This window comes from Paenibacillus sp. JNUCC-31, from assembly GCF_014844075.1.
Lineage (GTDB): Bacteria > Bacillota > Bacilli > Paenibacillales > Paenibacillaceae > Paenibacillus.
In genome coordinates this window covers 1,011,365-1,028,399 of the sequence record NZ_CP062165.1, presented here as the reverse complement: position 1 = coordinate 1,028,399, position 17,035 = coordinate 1,011,365, and the positions used below count along the sequence as shown (strand labels likewise).

General features: G+C 46.2%; 17 protein-coding genes and 1 tRNA gene. 14 read left to right on the top strand and 4 right to left on the bottom strand.

All coding sequences use genetic code 11. The annotated features are described in order from the left end of the window. The first annotated feature begins 88 nt into the window (after positions 1-88). A complete protein-coding gene (locus JNUCC31_RS04465) occupies positions 89-418 on the top strand; it encodes a DUF1904 family protein (RefSeq protein ID WP_192268885.1) in 330 nt (109 codons plus the stop codon). A 74-nt stretch (positions 419-492) separates the two neighbouring features. Here JNUCC31_RS04465 and JNUCC31_RS04460 read toward each other — a convergent pair whose 3' ends face one another. Beyond that, positions 493-1,719: an MFS transporter gene (locus JNUCC31_RS04460; RefSeq protein ID WP_192268883.1), complete on the bottom strand. Its 1,227-nt coding sequence runs from the start codon at positions 1,717-1,719 to the stop codon at positions 493-495. A gap of 144 nt (positions 1,720-1,863) precedes the next feature. Then, complete coding sequence (locus JNUCC31_RS04455; RefSeq protein ID WP_228469510.1) at positions 1,864-2,028, bottom strand: DUF6199 family natural product biosynthesis protein; 165 nt, start codon at positions 2,026-2,028, stop codon at positions 1,864-1,866. A 325-nt stretch (positions 2,029-2,353) separates the two neighbouring features. On the opposite strand from JNUCC31_RS04455, the gene JNUCC31_RS04450 reads away from it, so the two are divergent. Together JNUCC31_RS04450 and JNUCC31_RS04445 are read left to right on the top strand one after the other, a co-directional pair. Beyond that, positions 2,354-3,502, top strand: a complete 1,149-nt coding sequence (locus JNUCC31_RS04450; protein ID WP_192268879.1) for a sensor histidine kinase — start codon at positions 2,354-2,356, stop codon at positions 3,500-3,502. Positions 3,503-3,608: 106 nt separating this feature from the next. Next, positions 3,609-4,091, top strand: coding sequence for a NucA/NucB deoxyribonuclease domain-containing protein (locus JNUCC31_RS04445; RefSeq protein WP_323374361.1), 483 nt, complete (start codon positions 3,609-3,611; stop codon positions 4,089-4,091). A gap of 171 nt (positions 4,092-4,262) precedes the next feature. On the opposite strand, the gene JNUCC31_RS04440 is transcribed toward JNUCC31_RS04445, so the two are convergent. Next, positions 4,263-4,499, bottom strand: coding sequence for a hypothetical protein (locus tag JNUCC31_RS04440; protein WP_192268877.1), 237 nt, complete (start codon positions 4,497-4,499; stop codon positions 4,263-4,265). A gap of 205 nt (positions 4,500-4,704) precedes the next feature. Here JNUCC31_RS04440 and JNUCC31_RS04435 point away from each other — a divergent pair, with 205 nt between their 5' ends. The 7 genes from JNUCC31_RS04435 (at position 4,705) to JNUCC31_RS33115 (ending at position 11,270) form a co-directional block, all read left to right on the top strand. Beyond that, on the top strand, positions 4,705-5,154 hold the full coding sequence (locus tag JNUCC31_RS04435; RefSeq protein WP_192268874.1) for a general stress protein: 450 nt from the start codon (positions 4,705-4,707) through the stop codon (positions 5,152-5,154). Between the two features lie 247 nt (positions 5,155-5,401). Next, positions 5,402-5,487: transfer RNA gene (locus JNUCC31_RS04430), tRNA-Leu, on the top strand. A 264-nt stretch (positions 5,488-5,751) separates the two neighbouring features. Continuing rightward, positions 5,752-8,673: an insulinase family protein gene (locus JNUCC31_RS04425; RefSeq protein WP_192268872.1), complete on the top strand. Its 2,922-nt coding sequence runs from the start codon at positions 5,752-5,754 to the stop codon at positions 8,671-8,673. A gap of 382 nt (positions 8,674-9,055) precedes the next feature. Then, positions 9,056-9,772, top strand: a complete 717-nt coding sequence (gene ung, locus JNUCC31_RS04420) for a uracil-DNA glycosylase (protein ID WP_267132499.1) — start codon at positions 9,056-9,058, stop codon at positions 9,770-9,772. 20 nt (positions 9,773-9,792) lie between these two features. After that, positions 9,793-10,212: a hypothetical protein gene (locus JNUCC31_RS04415; RefSeq protein WP_192268868.1), complete on the top strand. Its 420-nt coding sequence runs from the start codon at positions 9,793-9,795 to the stop codon at positions 10,210-10,212. 232 nt (positions 10,213-10,444) lie between these two features. Further along, entirely contained in the window at positions 10,445-11,029 is a 585-nt protein-coding gene (locus JNUCC31_RS04410; RefSeq protein ID WP_192268866.1) for an LOG family protein, read from the top strand. Between the two features lie 115 nt (positions 11,030-11,144). Continuing rightward, positions 11,145-11,270, top strand: coding sequence for a YjcZ family sporulation protein (locus tag JNUCC31_RS33115; RefSeq protein WP_228469508.1), 126 nt, complete (start codon positions 11,145-11,147; stop codon positions 11,268-11,270). Positions 11,271-11,444: 174 nt separating this feature from the next. Here the strand turns inward: JNUCC31_RS33115 and JNUCC31_RS04405 are convergent, their stop codons facing one another. Next, entirely contained in the window at positions 11,445-11,783 is a 339-nt protein-coding gene (locus JNUCC31_RS04405; protein ID WP_192268864.1) for a hypothetical protein, read from the bottom strand. 234 nt (positions 11,784-12,017) lie between these two features. Here JNUCC31_RS04405 and JNUCC31_RS04400 point away from each other — a divergent pair, with 234 nt between their 5' ends. From JNUCC31_RS04400 to JNUCC31_RS04385, 4 genes are all read left to right on the top strand, one after another. Next, complete coding sequence (locus tag JNUCC31_RS04400; protein ID WP_192268862.1) at positions 12,018-12,755, top strand: glycerophosphodiester phosphodiesterase; 738 nt, start codon at positions 12,018-12,020, stop codon at positions 12,753-12,755. Positions 12,756-13,000: 245 nt separating this feature from the next. Beyond that, positions 13,001-14,056, top strand: coding sequence for a FecCD family ABC transporter permease (locus JNUCC31_RS04395; RefSeq protein WP_192268860.1), 1,056 nt, complete (start codon positions 13,001-13,003; stop codon positions 14,054-14,056). Position 14,057: 1 nt separating this feature from the next. Next, complete coding sequence (locus tag JNUCC31_RS04390; protein ID WP_192268858.1) at positions 14,058-15,089, top strand: FecCD family ABC transporter permease; 1,032 nt, start codon at positions 14,058-14,060, stop codon at positions 15,087-15,089. A 43-nt stretch (positions 15,090-15,132) separates the two neighbouring features. Further along, entirely contained in the window at positions 15,133-16,848 is a 1,716-nt protein-coding gene (locus JNUCC31_RS04385; RefSeq protein WP_192268856.1) for an ABC transporter ATP-binding protein, read from the top strand. The last annotated feature ends 187 nt before the right edge of the window (positions 16,849-17,035 follow it).

The following is a 17,035-nucleotide window of genomic DNA, read 5'->3' as shown; positions in this document are numbered from 1 at the left end:
TGAGCAGCAACGAGCTTTCATTTGACAACCGAAAACAATGTGCTTAAAATCACATAAGAGACTAATAACATAGATTGAAGGGATAGCAATGCCGTTTATTCGCTTTAAAGGATTCACAGGACCCCAACTGGAGGAAGTTGTACCCCGCATTACGGAACAGATGGCCTTGATTACCAATATTCCGCGAGAGAGAGTAAAGGCAGAACGTCATGATGTACAAGCTCTTACGCCTTCTCCGGCTTCAGTAGAGATCCTTATGTTCCAGCGTGATCAGGAGATTCATAATCGGATTGCATCATCCATGCAAGATATTTTGGAACAAGCAGATCTTCCTGATGTGCATATTTTCTTTAATATACTGTCACCCGCGCTGTATTATAAACAAGGCAAGCCGCTGACAGATTATCGTTTGGATTGAGAAAAAATAGCTGCACCGAAGTGTTTCGGAAGCAGCTTGGGACGAGCAGATAACTGCTCGTCTTTTATTTTGAATCAAGAATTATGCGAGTGTGTTGTCGTATCCTTACTTCGTTTAACTCGGTTTAACGAGAAAGAGCAAAGCGCTGACACCATAAGCAGAGCCCCGCCAATCACATATACCAGTCGAACCCCAAGCTGATCCGCAATAAGACCGAAAATGACTGTAGATAGGCTCATGGCAGTAGATAGGATGATTTGATGTGCCGCGTATACCTTGGAGAGGGATTCGACAGGCACACTGCTCTGAAAAGCCGTTTGCTGAGCGACATCACGAATCTGGTAAGCGGGACCCATAAGTACGCACAGCACCAGAGCAAGCCAAGGAAGGCTATTCAAGCCGTAAATGACGGTCAGCAGGCTGAATACAAGAGAACCGATGGCCATGCTGGAGATCAGATGTCTTTGTATGCGAGTCGCCAGTACGATAGCCACAACACCTCCAAGAATGGTACCCGCAGCATAACTGGAGTTGATAAGCCCCCACCAACCTTCTTCTTGGCCGAGAGCTTCTTTCACAAAAGCAAGCGTGATCGCACCGATCCAGATGGAGCCGGCCAGACCTTCAACCAGATCCATGAATGTAATCAGTCGCAGGGACCGATTTTTCCAAAGCATAATCCAGCCTTCCCGCAGCGCATCCCGTTTGGATGCGGATTTCTCTATTTGTTCCTGATTGTCGCGGGTCAGCGAGCTAATCATACTCATTAGAAGCAGTACGACCCATGACAAGGTTGCAGCCGCCCAGAATGTCTGTGAAGCTCCCCAGTGCATCACGATGAATCCTGTCATCGCATAACCGATGATAGTCACCGTCTGTTTGGAGAAAGAGAGCAGGCTATTCGCTTTTACGAGATCTTCTCCTTGAACTAACCGCGGTGTTAAGGTGTTTAACAGCGGAGATTCCCATCCGTCCATAAACGACAGAATCGCCACTCCTACGAGAAGGAGAGGGATATGAGCAGTGAGATCGGTAAAGGCAATGGCGATTCCGGTGATCAGTAACGTTTTGGTTAAAGGAATACTCAGGATAAGCCGGGAGAATGCAAAACGGTTCACAAGCAATGGAGCAGTAAGTCCTGCCACGATACGTGCGGTCATTTGAATAAATGGAAACAGTGCAGCATACAGGACCGACCCGGTCTGTCCGTAAATAAAGGTTGTAATAACCATGATATATATGACATTAATGAGAGAGAGCAGCGTTTTGGCAGCCCAGTATGGATAAAATGCGATGTTCATGCTTAGGTGTCCTTTCCACACAACGATAAGTATATATTACGAGTACCGTTGTGAATGCACCACAAACAAAGTTGTCATTTTCCCATCATTGAAGTACCAAAAAAGGGCTGTCCAAGAGGACAGCCATGCTCTCATTCCTATGATTCAAGCCACAACGAGTGTAAAAGCAACAAGCAGCATCAACAGACTGGTCATTCTGGTTATAGCCATATAAGGAGGGCTAGGCTCCGTTTCGCCCCGGGAAATCCAGCCGTAGCGCAGGTACCAGCCGAATTTCGGAAAGCAGAGATTGATGATACAAAGTGTCATGAATATAAAAAAGAGGGTTTTCATACCCGATCTTCCTTCCTCATTGTACATGACCGGCTCAAAATTAACGCTTACGTCTCGTGAAGAAGAAAACAATCAAAATAAGAATAATGACGATTAACAGAAATTTCATGAGGCTCCCTCCTGATGACATGATAAGTTTTGTTGTAAATGTTATTTAACAGACATTACCCAAGGAACACATGAATTGAATAACTATGTTACAATTAATTATATTGTCATTATATAATCACATACCATCGGGTTAATCTATAGCTTCATTCGGAACATGAACACTAAAGATTGGTGAGATGAAGGAGGACGCATGACCAAATACAATCAACTCGCTATTCAATGGGAGTTTATCATCTCTAAAATTAAATCTTCCGTGACCGTAGTCGATGCAACCTTGCCTGAATTTCCACTGATTTTTGTAAATGAGTATTTTACTCAATTGACCGGATACAGTGCGGAGGAGTCAATTGGACAAAACTGTCGGTTCCTTCAGGGGCCGGAGACAGACACGGACACCGTAAAGCAGATTCGCGAAGCGTTGGAAAAGCAACACTCCATGAAGATTGACATCTTGAATTATACGAAAAATGGACAGAAGTTCTGGAATGAACTAAATATCGATCCCATCTTCAATGAATCAGGAGAATGTCTCTTTTTTGTAGGGATTCAATACGATATTTCAGAACGGAAATATGCTGAACAGCAGCTGCAAATGGCTGCGTCACTGGCAGAAATGAACAGCAGGGGACAATTGGAATTCATCGGCAAATTGAACCATGAGCTTCGCACACCCCTGAACGGAATTATGGGAATGATCGAACTTATTAGTATGGGTGAAAGCAGCGATGAGCAAAAGGAATATTTGGAGCTGGCACGTGAGTCAGGTGAAGCCCTTCTAAATATTGTCAACAACAGTCTCGATATGGCTAAGCTGGGCCGAGGGAAAATGATGTTGGAACAAATTGAATTTCAACCGTTGAAACTGGTACAACAGATCATCAAGACACATGAACCTGCCGCGCAGAATAAACAAATCCGCTTGCTCTGTCACGCAGACCTGAATCTTCCTGACGTACTCACAGGAGATCCTCTTCGTCTTCGGCAAGTGTTGGATAACCTGCTTAGTAACGCCATCAAATTTACGGAACATGGTGAAGTGCAATTACAGATGGATGTGGAAGAGTTTCGCGGGGATATGGTTACCTTAGTGTTCACTATACGTGACACAGGGATCGGCATTCCGGATACTCAGATCAATCATTTGTTTGAAGCTTTTACTCAGACTGATGTCTCTCATTCACGGAAATTTGGCGGCTCTGGACTGGGGCTCACCATATGCAAAGAGCTGCTTGAACTGATGAATGGCCAAATTTCGGTAGAGAGCGTGGAAGGGAAAGGTACGAAGTTTGAGGTTACTTTGCCGTTGCTTCGACAACAGGCCATTCCTAACGTGGGTTAGTATAAGCAGAACAGCCGGAGATTTCGGCTGTTTTTTTTTATGTTTTGCATTGTTTTACGAACTAACGTTCTGGTATAATGCAAGAGTTGAATGGGGGAGAGACAACATGAGTAGAAGACGCAGAAGGAGAAAGGGCAAGGGGAACCAGCGATTCAAAAAGCAGGTATTCGCGCTGGTTGCCATGTTAATGGTTGCACTCTATGCCTGGGTTGGAGGGGAGTGGTCACTGGATCTTCCATCCCAATTAGGAGGAAGCAGCAAGCATGTGGATCATACGATCACTTTCCCGTCAGAGCGGTATCCCGAAACGGCCAAACACATCCAAACGGCGATTAATAAAGGGCATTCGGATGTATGTACCATTGATCGAAGTGGGGCGGAGGGTAATCGTGATCTATCCCTCAAAGGTGTGCCCGTCAAAAAAGGTAAAGATCGGGATGAATGGCCAATGGCGATGTGTGCGGAAGGTGGGGCGGGTGCAGATATTCAATATATTAGTCCTAAAGATAATCGTGGTGCAGGCTCATGGGTTGGAAACCAGTTAAGTACATATCCGGATGGGACACGAGTGAAGTTTGTAGTGAAGTAACGATGGTGGAAGAACTGTAAGAGGCACTAATACCGGAATTTTTAAAGTACATTGTAAAGTGCAAGTTATAAAAAATAAAACCAGACGTTGATGCGTCTGGTTTTATGGTGTGACTGAAGATATGAACACACGTCTTGCTTGCCTATAAATAGAGAGGTGCTTCATCTGGAATTACAGATCAGCTGTACACAGATGCATTCCACTTGAATGATGAGAGCGAATGCTTAACAATCGTGTGACTTGTTCAACTTCGTCGAATGGAATCCACAGGCTTCCGTGGACGGTACGCAAGGAGAGAATGGACGCATCGGCTGTACGTTCCGGGAATCCTGTCACGGTTTGCCCGCTTGTATTGCGGACGATGATTTGTTGATTACGGCGAATGGCAATTTCTACCTCTTTTTTCATAAGTCATTGCTCCTGGTTATGGAATATGAATTCAATATGTCAATAATTCAATGGTTAATTTGTCTTCTTTATCTAGTCTATCAGAACTAGGTATGAATTTCCAGATAAGAAATTATATTTTACATAGGTGATTGGGCTTAGTGTGGACTATCGGTTTTTGAAGAAGCTGCTGGGGTTATATATGGATAAGAGGGAGGGAATGCAAGTGACACAGTTATTGATCGGACTTGCGCGTACGGAGAATGAAGCCATTATCCTGTTAAATAAACTGAAAGAGGAAGGGATAGCAAATAAATATTTAGGAGCGGTAGCCAAAGAGCAGGTCAATCTTGAAGTGGTAAGTGAGAAGACCGGTCTGCCGATGCCTCTGAAGGGTGCAGGGACGGATGGAGCCTTAGGGGCGCTTAAAGGTGTACTTGCTGGTCTGGGCAAGAGGATGGATCAGACGATGTCCATAGGAAAAGCGGTACGAAAACTCGCAGGCAACGAGATTGGAAGTGAGACGGATGATCTGGTGCTAACCTTGACAGAAGCAGGGGTCTCTGAAAAGGATGCCAATTACTATGAAGAATGGCTGGTACAGGGGCACATCCTGGTGGTAGTGGAATGCAGTGACGAAGAGGCAGACCGAATTGCACCTATTCTTCTTTTTTAGTTTAATTTAAGCCTGATTTTAGGTTTCTTTAATGTTGGGGAGGTATTCTTATTTTACACCTCCCTTAATATAGATGGTTTATAGAAAGTTCGGGACCGCAACTCGAACTTTCTAGGCACTGCTTGCTCACGCTGGCAGTGCCTGTTTCATTTTTTTTGAATTATGTGTTGTTAAGGTATTGCAAAGATATAAATTTCATGGTAAGATATTTCTTGTCGCCCGAAGTGATGAAGCAATACATACATATGCCGGGGTGGCGGAATTGGCAGACGCACAGGACTTAAAATCCTGCGGTAGGTGACTACCGTACCGGTTCGATCCCGGTCCTCGGCATCCTAAAAAAAGATCGCATGACACTTGTTAAACAAGTTGTTCATGCGATCTTTTTTTGTCCGGATTTTTGAATTCTTCCGTACAATCCAAGTTCATAAATATAATCACATCATAATACATATCAGAAGACGCCCCAAGGGGAGCCCCGTTATGAATTATCAGGAACGATGGTGTATACTATCCATAGGCATAAATTACCTTTGAGATGAAGAACTCATGGTTGCAAAACAAAATAAATAATCGTATGGACGGAGGACTCAGCCCATGTTGAAACAGCTTAAGCCATATAAGGTGCTGCAGGAACGCAGAATCGAAGAGTTGAAATCAGACGCGTATCTGTTGGAACATCAAAAATCCGGTGCCAAAATTGTACTTTTATCCAATGAGGATGATAACAAGGTGTTCAGTATCGGTTTCCGCACGCCTCCGGAAGATAACACAGGTGTGGCTCACATCCTGGAGCATTCCGTACTCTGTGGCTCCAAGAAATTCCCGGCTAAGGATTCCTTCGTTGAATTGTTGAAGGGTTCACTTAATACATTTCTGAATGCGATGACGTATCCTGATAAAACGATCTATCCGATTGCAAGCCGCAACGACCATGAATTCCATAACCTGATGGATATTTACCTGGATGCGGTACTCAACACGAATATATATGATAATGAAAAAATATTTCTGCAGGAAGGTTGGAATTACAACCTGACTTCAGCCGAAGATGAGTTAACCTATAACGGTGTTGTATATAACGAAATGAAAGGCGCCTTTTCTTCACCAGAACGGATGGTGCGCAGGGAAGTTCTGAATTCACTCTTCCCGGATACTACATATTCCTGTGAATCCGGTGGATTCCCGGATGAAATTCCCAATTTGACCTATCAGGGATTACTGGATTTTCACTCCAGATACTATCATCCCTCCAACAGCTTCATTTATTTGTATGGGGATATGGATATGGAAGAAAAATTGCAGTGGCTGGACGAGAACTATCTGAGTGAATATGATCGAATCGAGATTGATTCTGCCATTCAGCTCCAGCCTGCATTCGAAGAAAGAGTCGACGCAGTCAAGACATACTCGGCCGGCAGCACGGAATCGGAAGTGGATAACAGCTTTCTGACCTATAATGCGGTTATTGGAACAAGTTTGGACAAGGAGCTAAACATTTCTTTTCAAATTTTGCTGTACGCATTGCTCAACGCTCCGGGAGCTGTTCTGAAACAGGCGCTGCTGGATAAAGGAATTGCAAAGGATGTATATGGTACGTATGATGACAGTCTGTATCAGCCTGTGTTCACCATCGGACTGAAGAAGAGCAATCTGTCGAGCAAAGAGGATTTTCTGGGTACGGTGAAAGACGTGCTGGAGCGTGTGGTGAAGGATGGTTTTGATCCAAAAGCGCTGCTCGCAGGCATTAATTCCTATGAGTTTAATCACCGGGAAGCTGACTATGGAAGAATGCCCAAAGGATTGATCTATGGCTTCTCCTCATTGCAAAGCTGGCTGTATGATGATGAGGCTCCTTTCACTCATTTGGAAGCCAATGATGTATTTGCCGAGCTGAGAACGAAGATGAACGAGGGTTATTTCGAGCAATTGATTGAACAGTATATACTGAAAAATCCACATACTTCTTTTGTCGCAGTCACGCCGGATAAAGGGTTGAATGCTCGAAAAGAGGAAGCGTTGAAAGCGCATCTGAAATCGGTTAAGGCTCGGTTGAGCCAAGAAGAAATTCAGCAATTCATTCAGAGAACCGAGGCACTCGCGGAATATCAAAATGCGCCTTCAACCAAGGAACAACAGCAGGTCATTCCAACGTTATCAATAGAGGATATTGAACCGAAAGCATCCACGCTGTATCAGACGTTCCATCAGGTCGAAGGTACTACTGTTCTGCACCATAACATCTATACCAATGGGATTGGTTATCTGAGATTGTTGTTCGATATTAAGGAAGTCCCACGGCACTTGCTGCCTTATGTTGGATTGCTAAAAAGTGTGCTGGGTTACGTCGATACTCAAAATTTCTCATTTAATGAATTATCGAATGAAATCCATATCCATTCCGGGGGCATTCACAGCGGGATTGGTACGTATGCAAACGCACATGAGCACAAAGACTTCAGGGCTACCTATGAATTCAATGCCAAAGTGTTATATGACAAGCTTGGGTTTGCGTTTGACATGATCAAAGAAATCGTGTTCACGTCCAAATTTAATGATTCGAAGCGTTTATACGAAATTATTTCTCAGCTGAAAGGCAATTTGCAGCGCAACATGATCAGCGGGGGACATTCCGCAGGAATTGGCCGGTCGACTTCCAAACATTCGGCAGTTGCAAACTTTAGGGAATCGGTTAGCGGTATCGCTTTTTACCAGTGGCTTGAGGATCTTCAGGCGAACTTTGAGGCAAGAAAAGAAGAGCTGTCGACCCGTCTTCAATCGTTGACCAGTTTTATTTTCAGACCGGAGAACTTGCTTGTGAGTTACACAGCGGATGATCAGGGATATGCGGGCTTGGAGAAACAAGTGTCCGATTTGAAGGCGAAACTGTTCACCCAAGACGTTGCCAAGGAAACAGCGGTATTCACACCTGTACAGCATAAGGAAGGGTTCAGATCACCATCTGAAGTCCAATATGTTGTTCAAACGGGTAATTTTATCGATAAAGGATATGCATACACAGGCTCACTTCGTGTCTTGCAAGGAATTCTGTCCTTGGATTACTTGTGGAACAATATTAGAGCCAAAGGCGGAGCCTATGGCTGCATGTCAGGTTTTAGACGTAATGGAGACAGCTATGTTGCATCGTACCGTGACCCGAATCTTGAGAAAACATATAAAGTATATGAAGCGATACCGCAATACTTGAAGGAGTTCAAAGCAGATACACGGGAGATGACAAGGTATATCATTGGTGCCATCCAGGACCTGGATACGCCGAGAACTCCTCATGGCGAAGGATCATTCTCTCTGGAGTGTTATCTGTCCAATGTCACCGAGGCGGATTTGCAGAAAGAACGGGATGAAGTACTGAGCACAACGGAAAGGGATATTATTGGTTTTGCCGAACTGGTATCCTCGATATTGGAACAGCAGCAACGCTGTGTTATCGGCAACGAAAACAAGATTGAGGATCAGAAGCAATGGTTTGACGAAACGCTTGATTTAATCAAAAACTAGGGCTTGAATTGAATGATGCAACAATGCCGAAGGCATAGCAGGGAATGCATTAACACCTGATCCAAACAAAAGGGCGCTTTTATGAGCTGTAGTGGCTGATAACTGCCGTCCTTTTTTGTGTGTGGAACGTAGCCCTCAAAGACTGAAATTTTATTCGTCTATACGCTGCATAGTTCAGGGGGGTTCTTCCTGTCCATATTCTGTACCCGGACGTGAATTGAATCTTGTACCTGTTTAAGTCTGATATTCCTGAATTGCAACGTTAGTAATACAGGTGACCTATTGCCTTGATGCGCACTTCTGGTCTGCTGTCTCCGGTTATGTTAAAATGGTGGATAGTCTATGAGTCGCATCATGCGGCTCTCGCAGGTGGCAGTCCGTTATGAGGGCTGCACGGGTATGTATTCATCAGGGAAAGGAGCTTATACATATGTTTGATAATGATTGGGACACTGTGCTCAAGGAAGAGACTGAAGCTGAGTATTTCAACCGTATTCGTTATGAACTCGCCGCTGAATATAAAACACAGACCATCTTTCCTCCCAAGGAGGATTTGTTCTCGGCCCTGAAACTGACACCGTATCATCAGGTGAAAGCAGTGATTATCGGTCAGGACCCCTACCATGGAGCGGGTCAGGCTCACGGATTAAGTTTTTCAGTCAGACCCGGGGTGCGAACTCCTCCTTCTTTGAAAAATATATACAAGGAGCTTCACGCGGATCTGGGTTTGCCGATTCCCAATCATGGATCACTGGTTCATTGGGCGGAGCAGGGCGTACTGTTGCTTAATGCCGTACTGACGGTACGGGAAGGACAGCCGAATTCCCATCAGGGCCTCGGTTGGCAGACATTTACAGATGCTATCATCCGGGCATTAAATGAACGTTCAGAACCGATGGTATTTATGCTTTGGGGCAGTCATGCCCAGAAGAAGGGCGCCTTCATTAACCGGGATAAACATCTGGTGCTGGAATCTACACATCCAAGTCCGCTCGCGGCGCACCGTGGCTTTCTGGGCAGTCGTCCTTTTTCCAAAGCCAATGACTTTCTGACCTCCAAGGGTATTGAGCCAATTGATTGGACGATACCGGAAATCTAGACAAAATGGGGGTGGAAACATTGCGACATTGGGTAGGACGAAAAGTAGCTGTATATCGGGCAACTGGCATACGAGAGCCATTGAAAGGAACGCTGGTAGAGTGGGATGAAGAAGCGGATTGTGTACGAATCGGACCGAAACGGATCAAAGTATCGTTCGACAATATCGCAATGATCCGGCCGTTGCCAGAAGAGAGTCTTCCCTTGAAAAAAGCGCGTTCCGAGGTGCATAAGGTTGGATATGTGATGAAAAAGGCCGTGCAATTTGAAAATGCCATCTATTTCAAATCACAGGTTATGATTTGGCGTCGGGCCAAGATTGTAGCGTTATCCACAACCATTTTACGCCATGATGATGATCAGGTTGAGCTTGCAGACGGCCGGATTCTTCGTAAGGACAAGCATATGTTTGTTGTGCGCTCACGACGTGGAATACGATAAGTACGCTGATATTTAATATTCATTTCATGTAAAGATCATACGGATTTAATGTTAGGCCGTTATAGTAAGTAGTAACAACCCCTTCTAAATAATATACACTGATATGGGAGCCCGGCCGGCTGCAAACGGTCGGGTGTTTTTTTGTTGAGCGGAGCAAGTTGGTGATGTAACATAGGTTTTACACTCGTGGTATACACTAATGAAATAGATAAATGAGAAGGAGTGAATTCCAGTGAAACGTATATGTGTTTTTGCAGGTTCGAACCCGGGGAATCACCCCGACTATACACAACAGGCTGTAACATTGGGGAAACAGATCGCTGATCGTGGATATTCACTTGTCTATGGCGGTTCGCGCATGGGATTAATGGGTGCAGTCGCAGATGCTGCTCTGGAGCAGGGTGGAGAAGTGATTGGTGTCATGCCGACGGGTTTGTTCCGGGGAGAGGTTGTTCATGGTGGTCTTACCCAACTAATTGAAGTGGGAACGATGCATGAACGCAAGGCGACGATGGCTGAACTTTCTGACGGATTTGTGGCGCTTCCTGGTGGAATGGGAACGTTCGAAGAGTTATTCGAAGTATTATGTTGGGCACAAATCGGCATTCATCGTAAACCGGTGGGTTTATTGAATGTGAATGGATATTACGAGCCGCTAATGAGAATGGTGGAGCATAGTGTGCACGAAGGATTCTCTAATACTTCACATCTCAGTCTGTGGAGTCTTGAATCCGACCCTGCTGAGCTGCTTGCCCGGATGGCAGCGTATGTCCCTGCACAATTGACTCAGAAATGGACTCAGCTGAATGAGAAGTAACTGCATGCATGATATTGGACTACCCGCTCCTGCGGAAAACTTTCCGTTCTGCCCAAGCAACTTCAGACCCGAGACATAGTCTATAGTGTACTTTCTTAAGAGGGGAGTGTCACTCATGAGCGAAATTAAAGGCGCAGGTTACGGGTACGGAGGCTTCGGCGGTGGAGTCTGGACATCCACAGGCGCCATTCTGGTATTGTTCATTCTGCTGGTTATTATCTCCCGCACCTTCATTCTGTAATTTGGCCTGCTATTCCCGGACGGGGACACAGCGCCCGGATAATGGCGTATGAAGAAAAGGCCTTTCCATAGAGACACCGGCGATTGTCGGTGTTTCGGGGGAACGGTTTTTTTGTTTGCCGCAAAAAGAAAACTCTGTCTCCATGGAAAAGAGATACAGAGTTGAGACGGGAAGCTAAACTGTTACAATAGTACCGCCACCACCAGGCAAGATAAGTGTTTTCCAGGCAATGTACAGTCCGATGGCGGCGGCAATGAGAGCAAGGATGGCAGCGATTAAAGCTAACTGATCTAGTCTGTGCTGTGCTGTAGAAACGGATGTTTGATTACCCGTTTTGTCGGGTACAACCAGGCCCCGAACGGACGCCTGATGTATGCGTCGATGTGATCCAGGAGGGGTCCGTGATTTACGGCAAGGGATAGCGGATTTGTTTTTTGCTGAAATTTTGGGTATGGAATCCTTTTTGGAAAATGATTTTGGAGGTGCGGTGTATTTCTTTGTTAGGGGCTTCAATAGTCAACCTCCTTATGACGGAGTGCGGCACTTCTATCGTTCATACTATGTTATGTTGATTTGCAGATTGAGTTCGCAAAAATGAGTGAATCCCCAGCCCGCTGGATGTTATCCCATACGCCTCTATCAATGTGTTCACAGGGACATAATTAAACGTTCTGTTAATATGGGTATGACAAATCGTATGTATAGTGGGAATAGTAGATTTAACGTTTGAATTCAGGAGGCGCTGGAATGAGAAGCATAGATATCATTGCTCATAGGGGAGCATCTGCTATTTGTCCCGAAAATACGATGGCTGCTTTTGAACGCAGCTTGCAGCTTGGGGCGACAGGTATAGAAACGGATGTGCAATTGTCCAGTGATGGCAGGTTGGTGCTAATTCATGATGAGACGTTAAGTCGAACAGCTGGAACGGAAGGTTGGGTCAAGGATAAATCGGTTGAAGAATTGCGTTCTCTTGATGCAGGCACATGGTTTCATGCCCATTTTGCTGTGGAACGCATTCCATCACTGGATGAATTATTCGATCTGGTGCGTGGGAAGAATATCCTACTTAACCTGGAATTGAAGAATGGCATGGTTAGTTATAAGGGGATGGAAGAAAAAATCATAAAAGCAGTTCGGGATTGGGATATGGAACAACAGGTGATCCTATCGAGCTTCAATCATGCCTCACTAGTGAAGTGCAAACGTCTAGCTCCGGAAATCCGCACAGCACTTCTATATATGGAAAAGTTGTATCGTCCGTATGATTATGCAGCCAAACTCGAAGCCTCTGCTCTTCATCCCTATAAGCTGGCTGTAACACAAGAAGAAGTTGCTTCTGCGCTCGCTCAGGGCATTGCAACGCACCCGTTCACAGTGAATGATCCTGTCGAGATGCTGGCACTAATCAACATGGGTGTGCAAGGGATCATTACCGATGTCCCTGATGTACTTGCAGCGCTAACTGCTGTACATACCCGTTAATTATCGTATTGAGATCATGAGGCTGCATGGGATCTGTTGATCCGATGTAGCCTTTTTGCATACAAAAATTCATTTATGCAATAAACTTGTCCCATTTGTCCATTGCCAGAGACCGTTAGTTGACTTACAATGATCTATGGGAATGATAATCAATATCATTATCGTTATTAGTTTGGTATTAATAGAGAGGTGATTGGTATGTACATAGGATATGTCTACTCCACTCATAATGAGGGTGGGCGCATATGAGTTCGAAAGCTTCACCGGCAAGTCACGATACAGAATCGCCGACCGCCCATATACACACTCGTCCCTGGGCTGCCACATTAATCCTGACCGGGGGGGTTCTGCTGCTTGCTCTGGGGATGGCGTTGTCCATCTCGTTTGGAGCGGCAGATATTAAGCTGAGCGTAGTATGGCAAGCGATCTTCAATTTCAATCCCGACCTCACTCCACACCAGATCATATGGGAGATTCGGTTGCCGCGCATTCTTGGTGGAGCGATGGTTGGTGCCTGCTTCGCTGTAGCCGGTGCAATTATGCAGGGGATGACCCGTAACCCGCTGGCAGATTCCGGGTTGCTCGGACTGAATGCCGGCGCAGGATTTGCGCTAGCTGTCTGTTTTGCCTTTTTCCCGGGCATGTCGTATATGTATATCATTCTGTACTCCTTCCTGGGGGCAGGACTTGGCGTTCTTCTGGTTTATGGTTTCGGTGCAGCGTCCAAATCGGGACTTACGCCGCTCAGGCTGGTACTGGCAGGTGCTGCGGTATCTGCGATGCTCTCTGCATTCAGTGAAGGAATAGCGCTGTACTTCAAGGTTGGACAAGATATTGCATTCTGGACAGCCGGTGGTGTCGCCGGAACAAAGTGGTCTCAACTGGAAGTCATGTTCCCTTGGATTTTGGGTGCACTTATTGCAGGTCTGATTATCTCCCGTTCCATTACGCTACTTAGTTTGGGAGAAGACATTGCTATTGGATTGGGTCAACGTACAGGGCTGATTAAGCTGGTTGGTCTGATTGTGGTACTGATTCTTGCGGGTGCAGCCGTATCCGTTGTTGGAGCGGTTGGTTTCGTGGGTCTGATCATCCCCCATCTAACGCGTAAATTGGTTGGGGTCGATTATCGCTGGATTATTCCTTGTTCTGCTGTGATGGGCAGTCTGCTGCTTGTATTCGCAGATCTGGCCGCACGTATGATTAACCCGCCATACGAGACGCCGATTGGCGCCCTGGTTGCCCTGATCGGGGTACCTTTCTTCCTCTATCTGGCGCGTAAAGAAAGGAGGAGCCTGTAATATGGAATCCTCAACGCTGGTTCAAACAGAGCGTAAAAAGAAAACCAAAAGCACCATGGTATTAATTGTACTTGGCGCGTTAATTATTGCGGCTTTTATCGTCAGTATGAATACAGGGTTTACCAAGCTCTCGCCACTTGAAGTGATACGTACGTTGTTTGGTGGGGGAACACCCAAGCAGGACTTGATTTTGTTTGAATTCCGCTTGCCGCGTATTGTCATTTCGGTTCTGGTCGGTGCCGGACTTGCGCTATCCGGTTGTATTCTGCAGGGGGTATCCCGAAACCCTCTGGCTGATCCAGGTATTCTCGGTATCAATGCTGGGGCTGGGTTGGTTGTGATGTTATTTGTTTCTTTTTTTCCGACAACGACAGCGGCTCCGATATTTTTGCTGCCTATTCTGGCCCTGATCGGGGCGACCTTTGCTGCTTTTCTGATCTATGTACTTTCCTATAAAAAGGGAGAGGGTCTCCTGCCTACCCGCATGCTGCTCACAGGGATTGGTGTAGCGGCAGGGATCAGCTCGGCCATGATCGTGCTCACCCTGCGGCTCAGCCCGGAGAAGTACCAATTTGTGGCGACCTGGATGGCTGGAAGCATCTGGGGTTCCAACTGGAAATTCGTAACGGCGCTGCTGCCGTTTCTCCTTGTCCTTGTGCCGCTTGTTCTGTATAAAGCTCGTGTGCTCAATGTACTGAACCTCGGAGATCAGACAGCGAGTGGTCTTGGTGCTCCGGTGGAGCGTGAAAGACTGATCTTGCTGGCTGCTGCCGTGGGACTGGCCGGATCATGCGTATCCGTCAGCGGAGGGATCAGTTTCGTGGGTCTGATCGGTCCACATTTGGCACGTCGTCTCGTTGGACCAAAACATCAGTTTCTTTTGCCTGCATCCGCACTTATTGGTTCATTGCTTGTCCTTGTGGCAGATACGCTTGGACGTGTCATTTTGCAACCATCCGAGATCCCGGCAGGTATTCTCGTTGCGATCATTGGTGCGCCATATTTCCTGTTCCTCTTGAGCAGGACGAAATAAAAGTAATCATGCTGTGTGGTTGCTATAAGGAGGGCTTTAGCCCATGCTTCGTCGTTTTTTTACCTATTACAGACCATATAAAAAGCTCTTTATCTTAGATTTTAGCTGCGCGATCTTCGTAGCTCTGCTGGAACTGGCCTTCCCGCTAGCCGTTAATCGAGTCGTGGATGACCTGTTGCCCGGAGGACGCTGGGATTGGATATTATGGGCATGTCTTGCACTGCTCGCTATCTATTTGTTAAACTCGTTCCTCAATTTTGTCGTTACCTACTGGGGACACAAGCTGGGGATTAATATCGAAACCGATATGCGTAAGGCTCTTTTCAATCATGTACAGAAGCTATCGTTCCGTTTCTTTGACAATACCAAGACCGGACATCTGGTGTCTCGCATGACGAATGACTTGATGGATATAGGGGAGATTGCCCACCATGGTCCAGAGGATGTATTTATCGCAGTGATGACCCTGGTGGGTGCATTCAGCATCATGATGAGCATTAACGGAAATCTGGCGGTGTTAACGTTTATCATCGTGCCGCTCATTATCTATCTGTCGCTGTATTTTGGCAGCAAGATGTCCAAGGCATTTAGCCGAATGTTCGGGGATATTGCGGACTTCAATGCACGTGTCGAAAACAACGTAAGTGGTATTCGCGTTGTTCAGGCTTTTGCCAATGAAGAGCATGAGAAAGCACAGTTTGCTGTGAATAACAGCCGTTTCCGCCAAACGAAGCTGATCGCATACAAAATCATGGCCTGGAACTCTTCCGTCAGTTACATGCTGATGAAGCTGGTTTCCCTCTTTGTGTTGGTGTGCGGCACATGGTTTGTCATTCAAGGCAGTATGAGCTATGGACAATTTATTGCCTTTATTATGCTGTCCAATGTGTTCCTTACACCCATTCAGAAGATTAACTCTGTGATCGAGACGTATCCCAAAGGAATCGCGGGCTTCAAACGGTATACGGAGTTGCTCGACATGGAACCGGATGTGGAAGATCGTCCGGGTGCTGTTAAGGTATCCCACTTGCGTGGAGATATACGCTATGAGCAGGTGACCTTCGGCTACTCGGATCAGGAGCCTGTTCTCAAAGGCATCGATCTGGATATTCAGGCTGGCGAAACGGTGGCTCTGGTTGGACCATCGGGTGCAGGGAAAACAACGCTGTGCAGTCTGCTGCCTCGTTTCTATGATGTGCTGGAAGGTCGCATCACAATCGATGGTCAGGAGATCCAGGACATGACGCTGGATTCATTGCGCAGCCAGATTGGAATCGTTCAGCAGGACGTGTTCCTGTTCGATGGGTCCATCCGGGAAAATATTGCCTATGGCAAGCTGGATGCTTTGGAAGAAGAGATTTGGATGGCCGCTCGCCGTGCACAGATGGAAACACTCATTAATTCCATGCCGGAAGGATTGGATACGCTAATTGGGGAACGCGGCGTGAAGCTGTCTGGTGGACAGAAGCAACGCTTGTCGATTGCACGCATGTTCCTGAAGAATCCACCGATTCTGATCCTGGACGAAGCCACATCTGCGCTCGATACTGAGACGGAAGCTGCGATCCAGCAATCACTTGCCGAATTGTCTGAAGGACGGACTACCTTGGTCATTGCCCACAGATTGGCTACCATCAAAAATGCAGACCGCATTATCGTTGTGGCCGAGCAGGGCATTACGGAGCAAGGGCGTCATGAGGAATTGCTTGCAGCAGGTGGCGTATATAGCCGTCTGCACTATGCGCAGTTTGGTGCGTGAATGTAACAGGATAACAACGCATTTGCAGATATGCCTTCGTCGGCTCAACAGGAGCAAGACGAAGGCATTTTTTTGTGCAGCTACTGAAACGACTGTCTCTGCCCCAGCAGTTGTATGGGTAAGGAGCAGTCTGGTCTCCAAATGTTGTTACGACCCTTTCGGTTAGGGTAATCATTAGTGAAAGGAA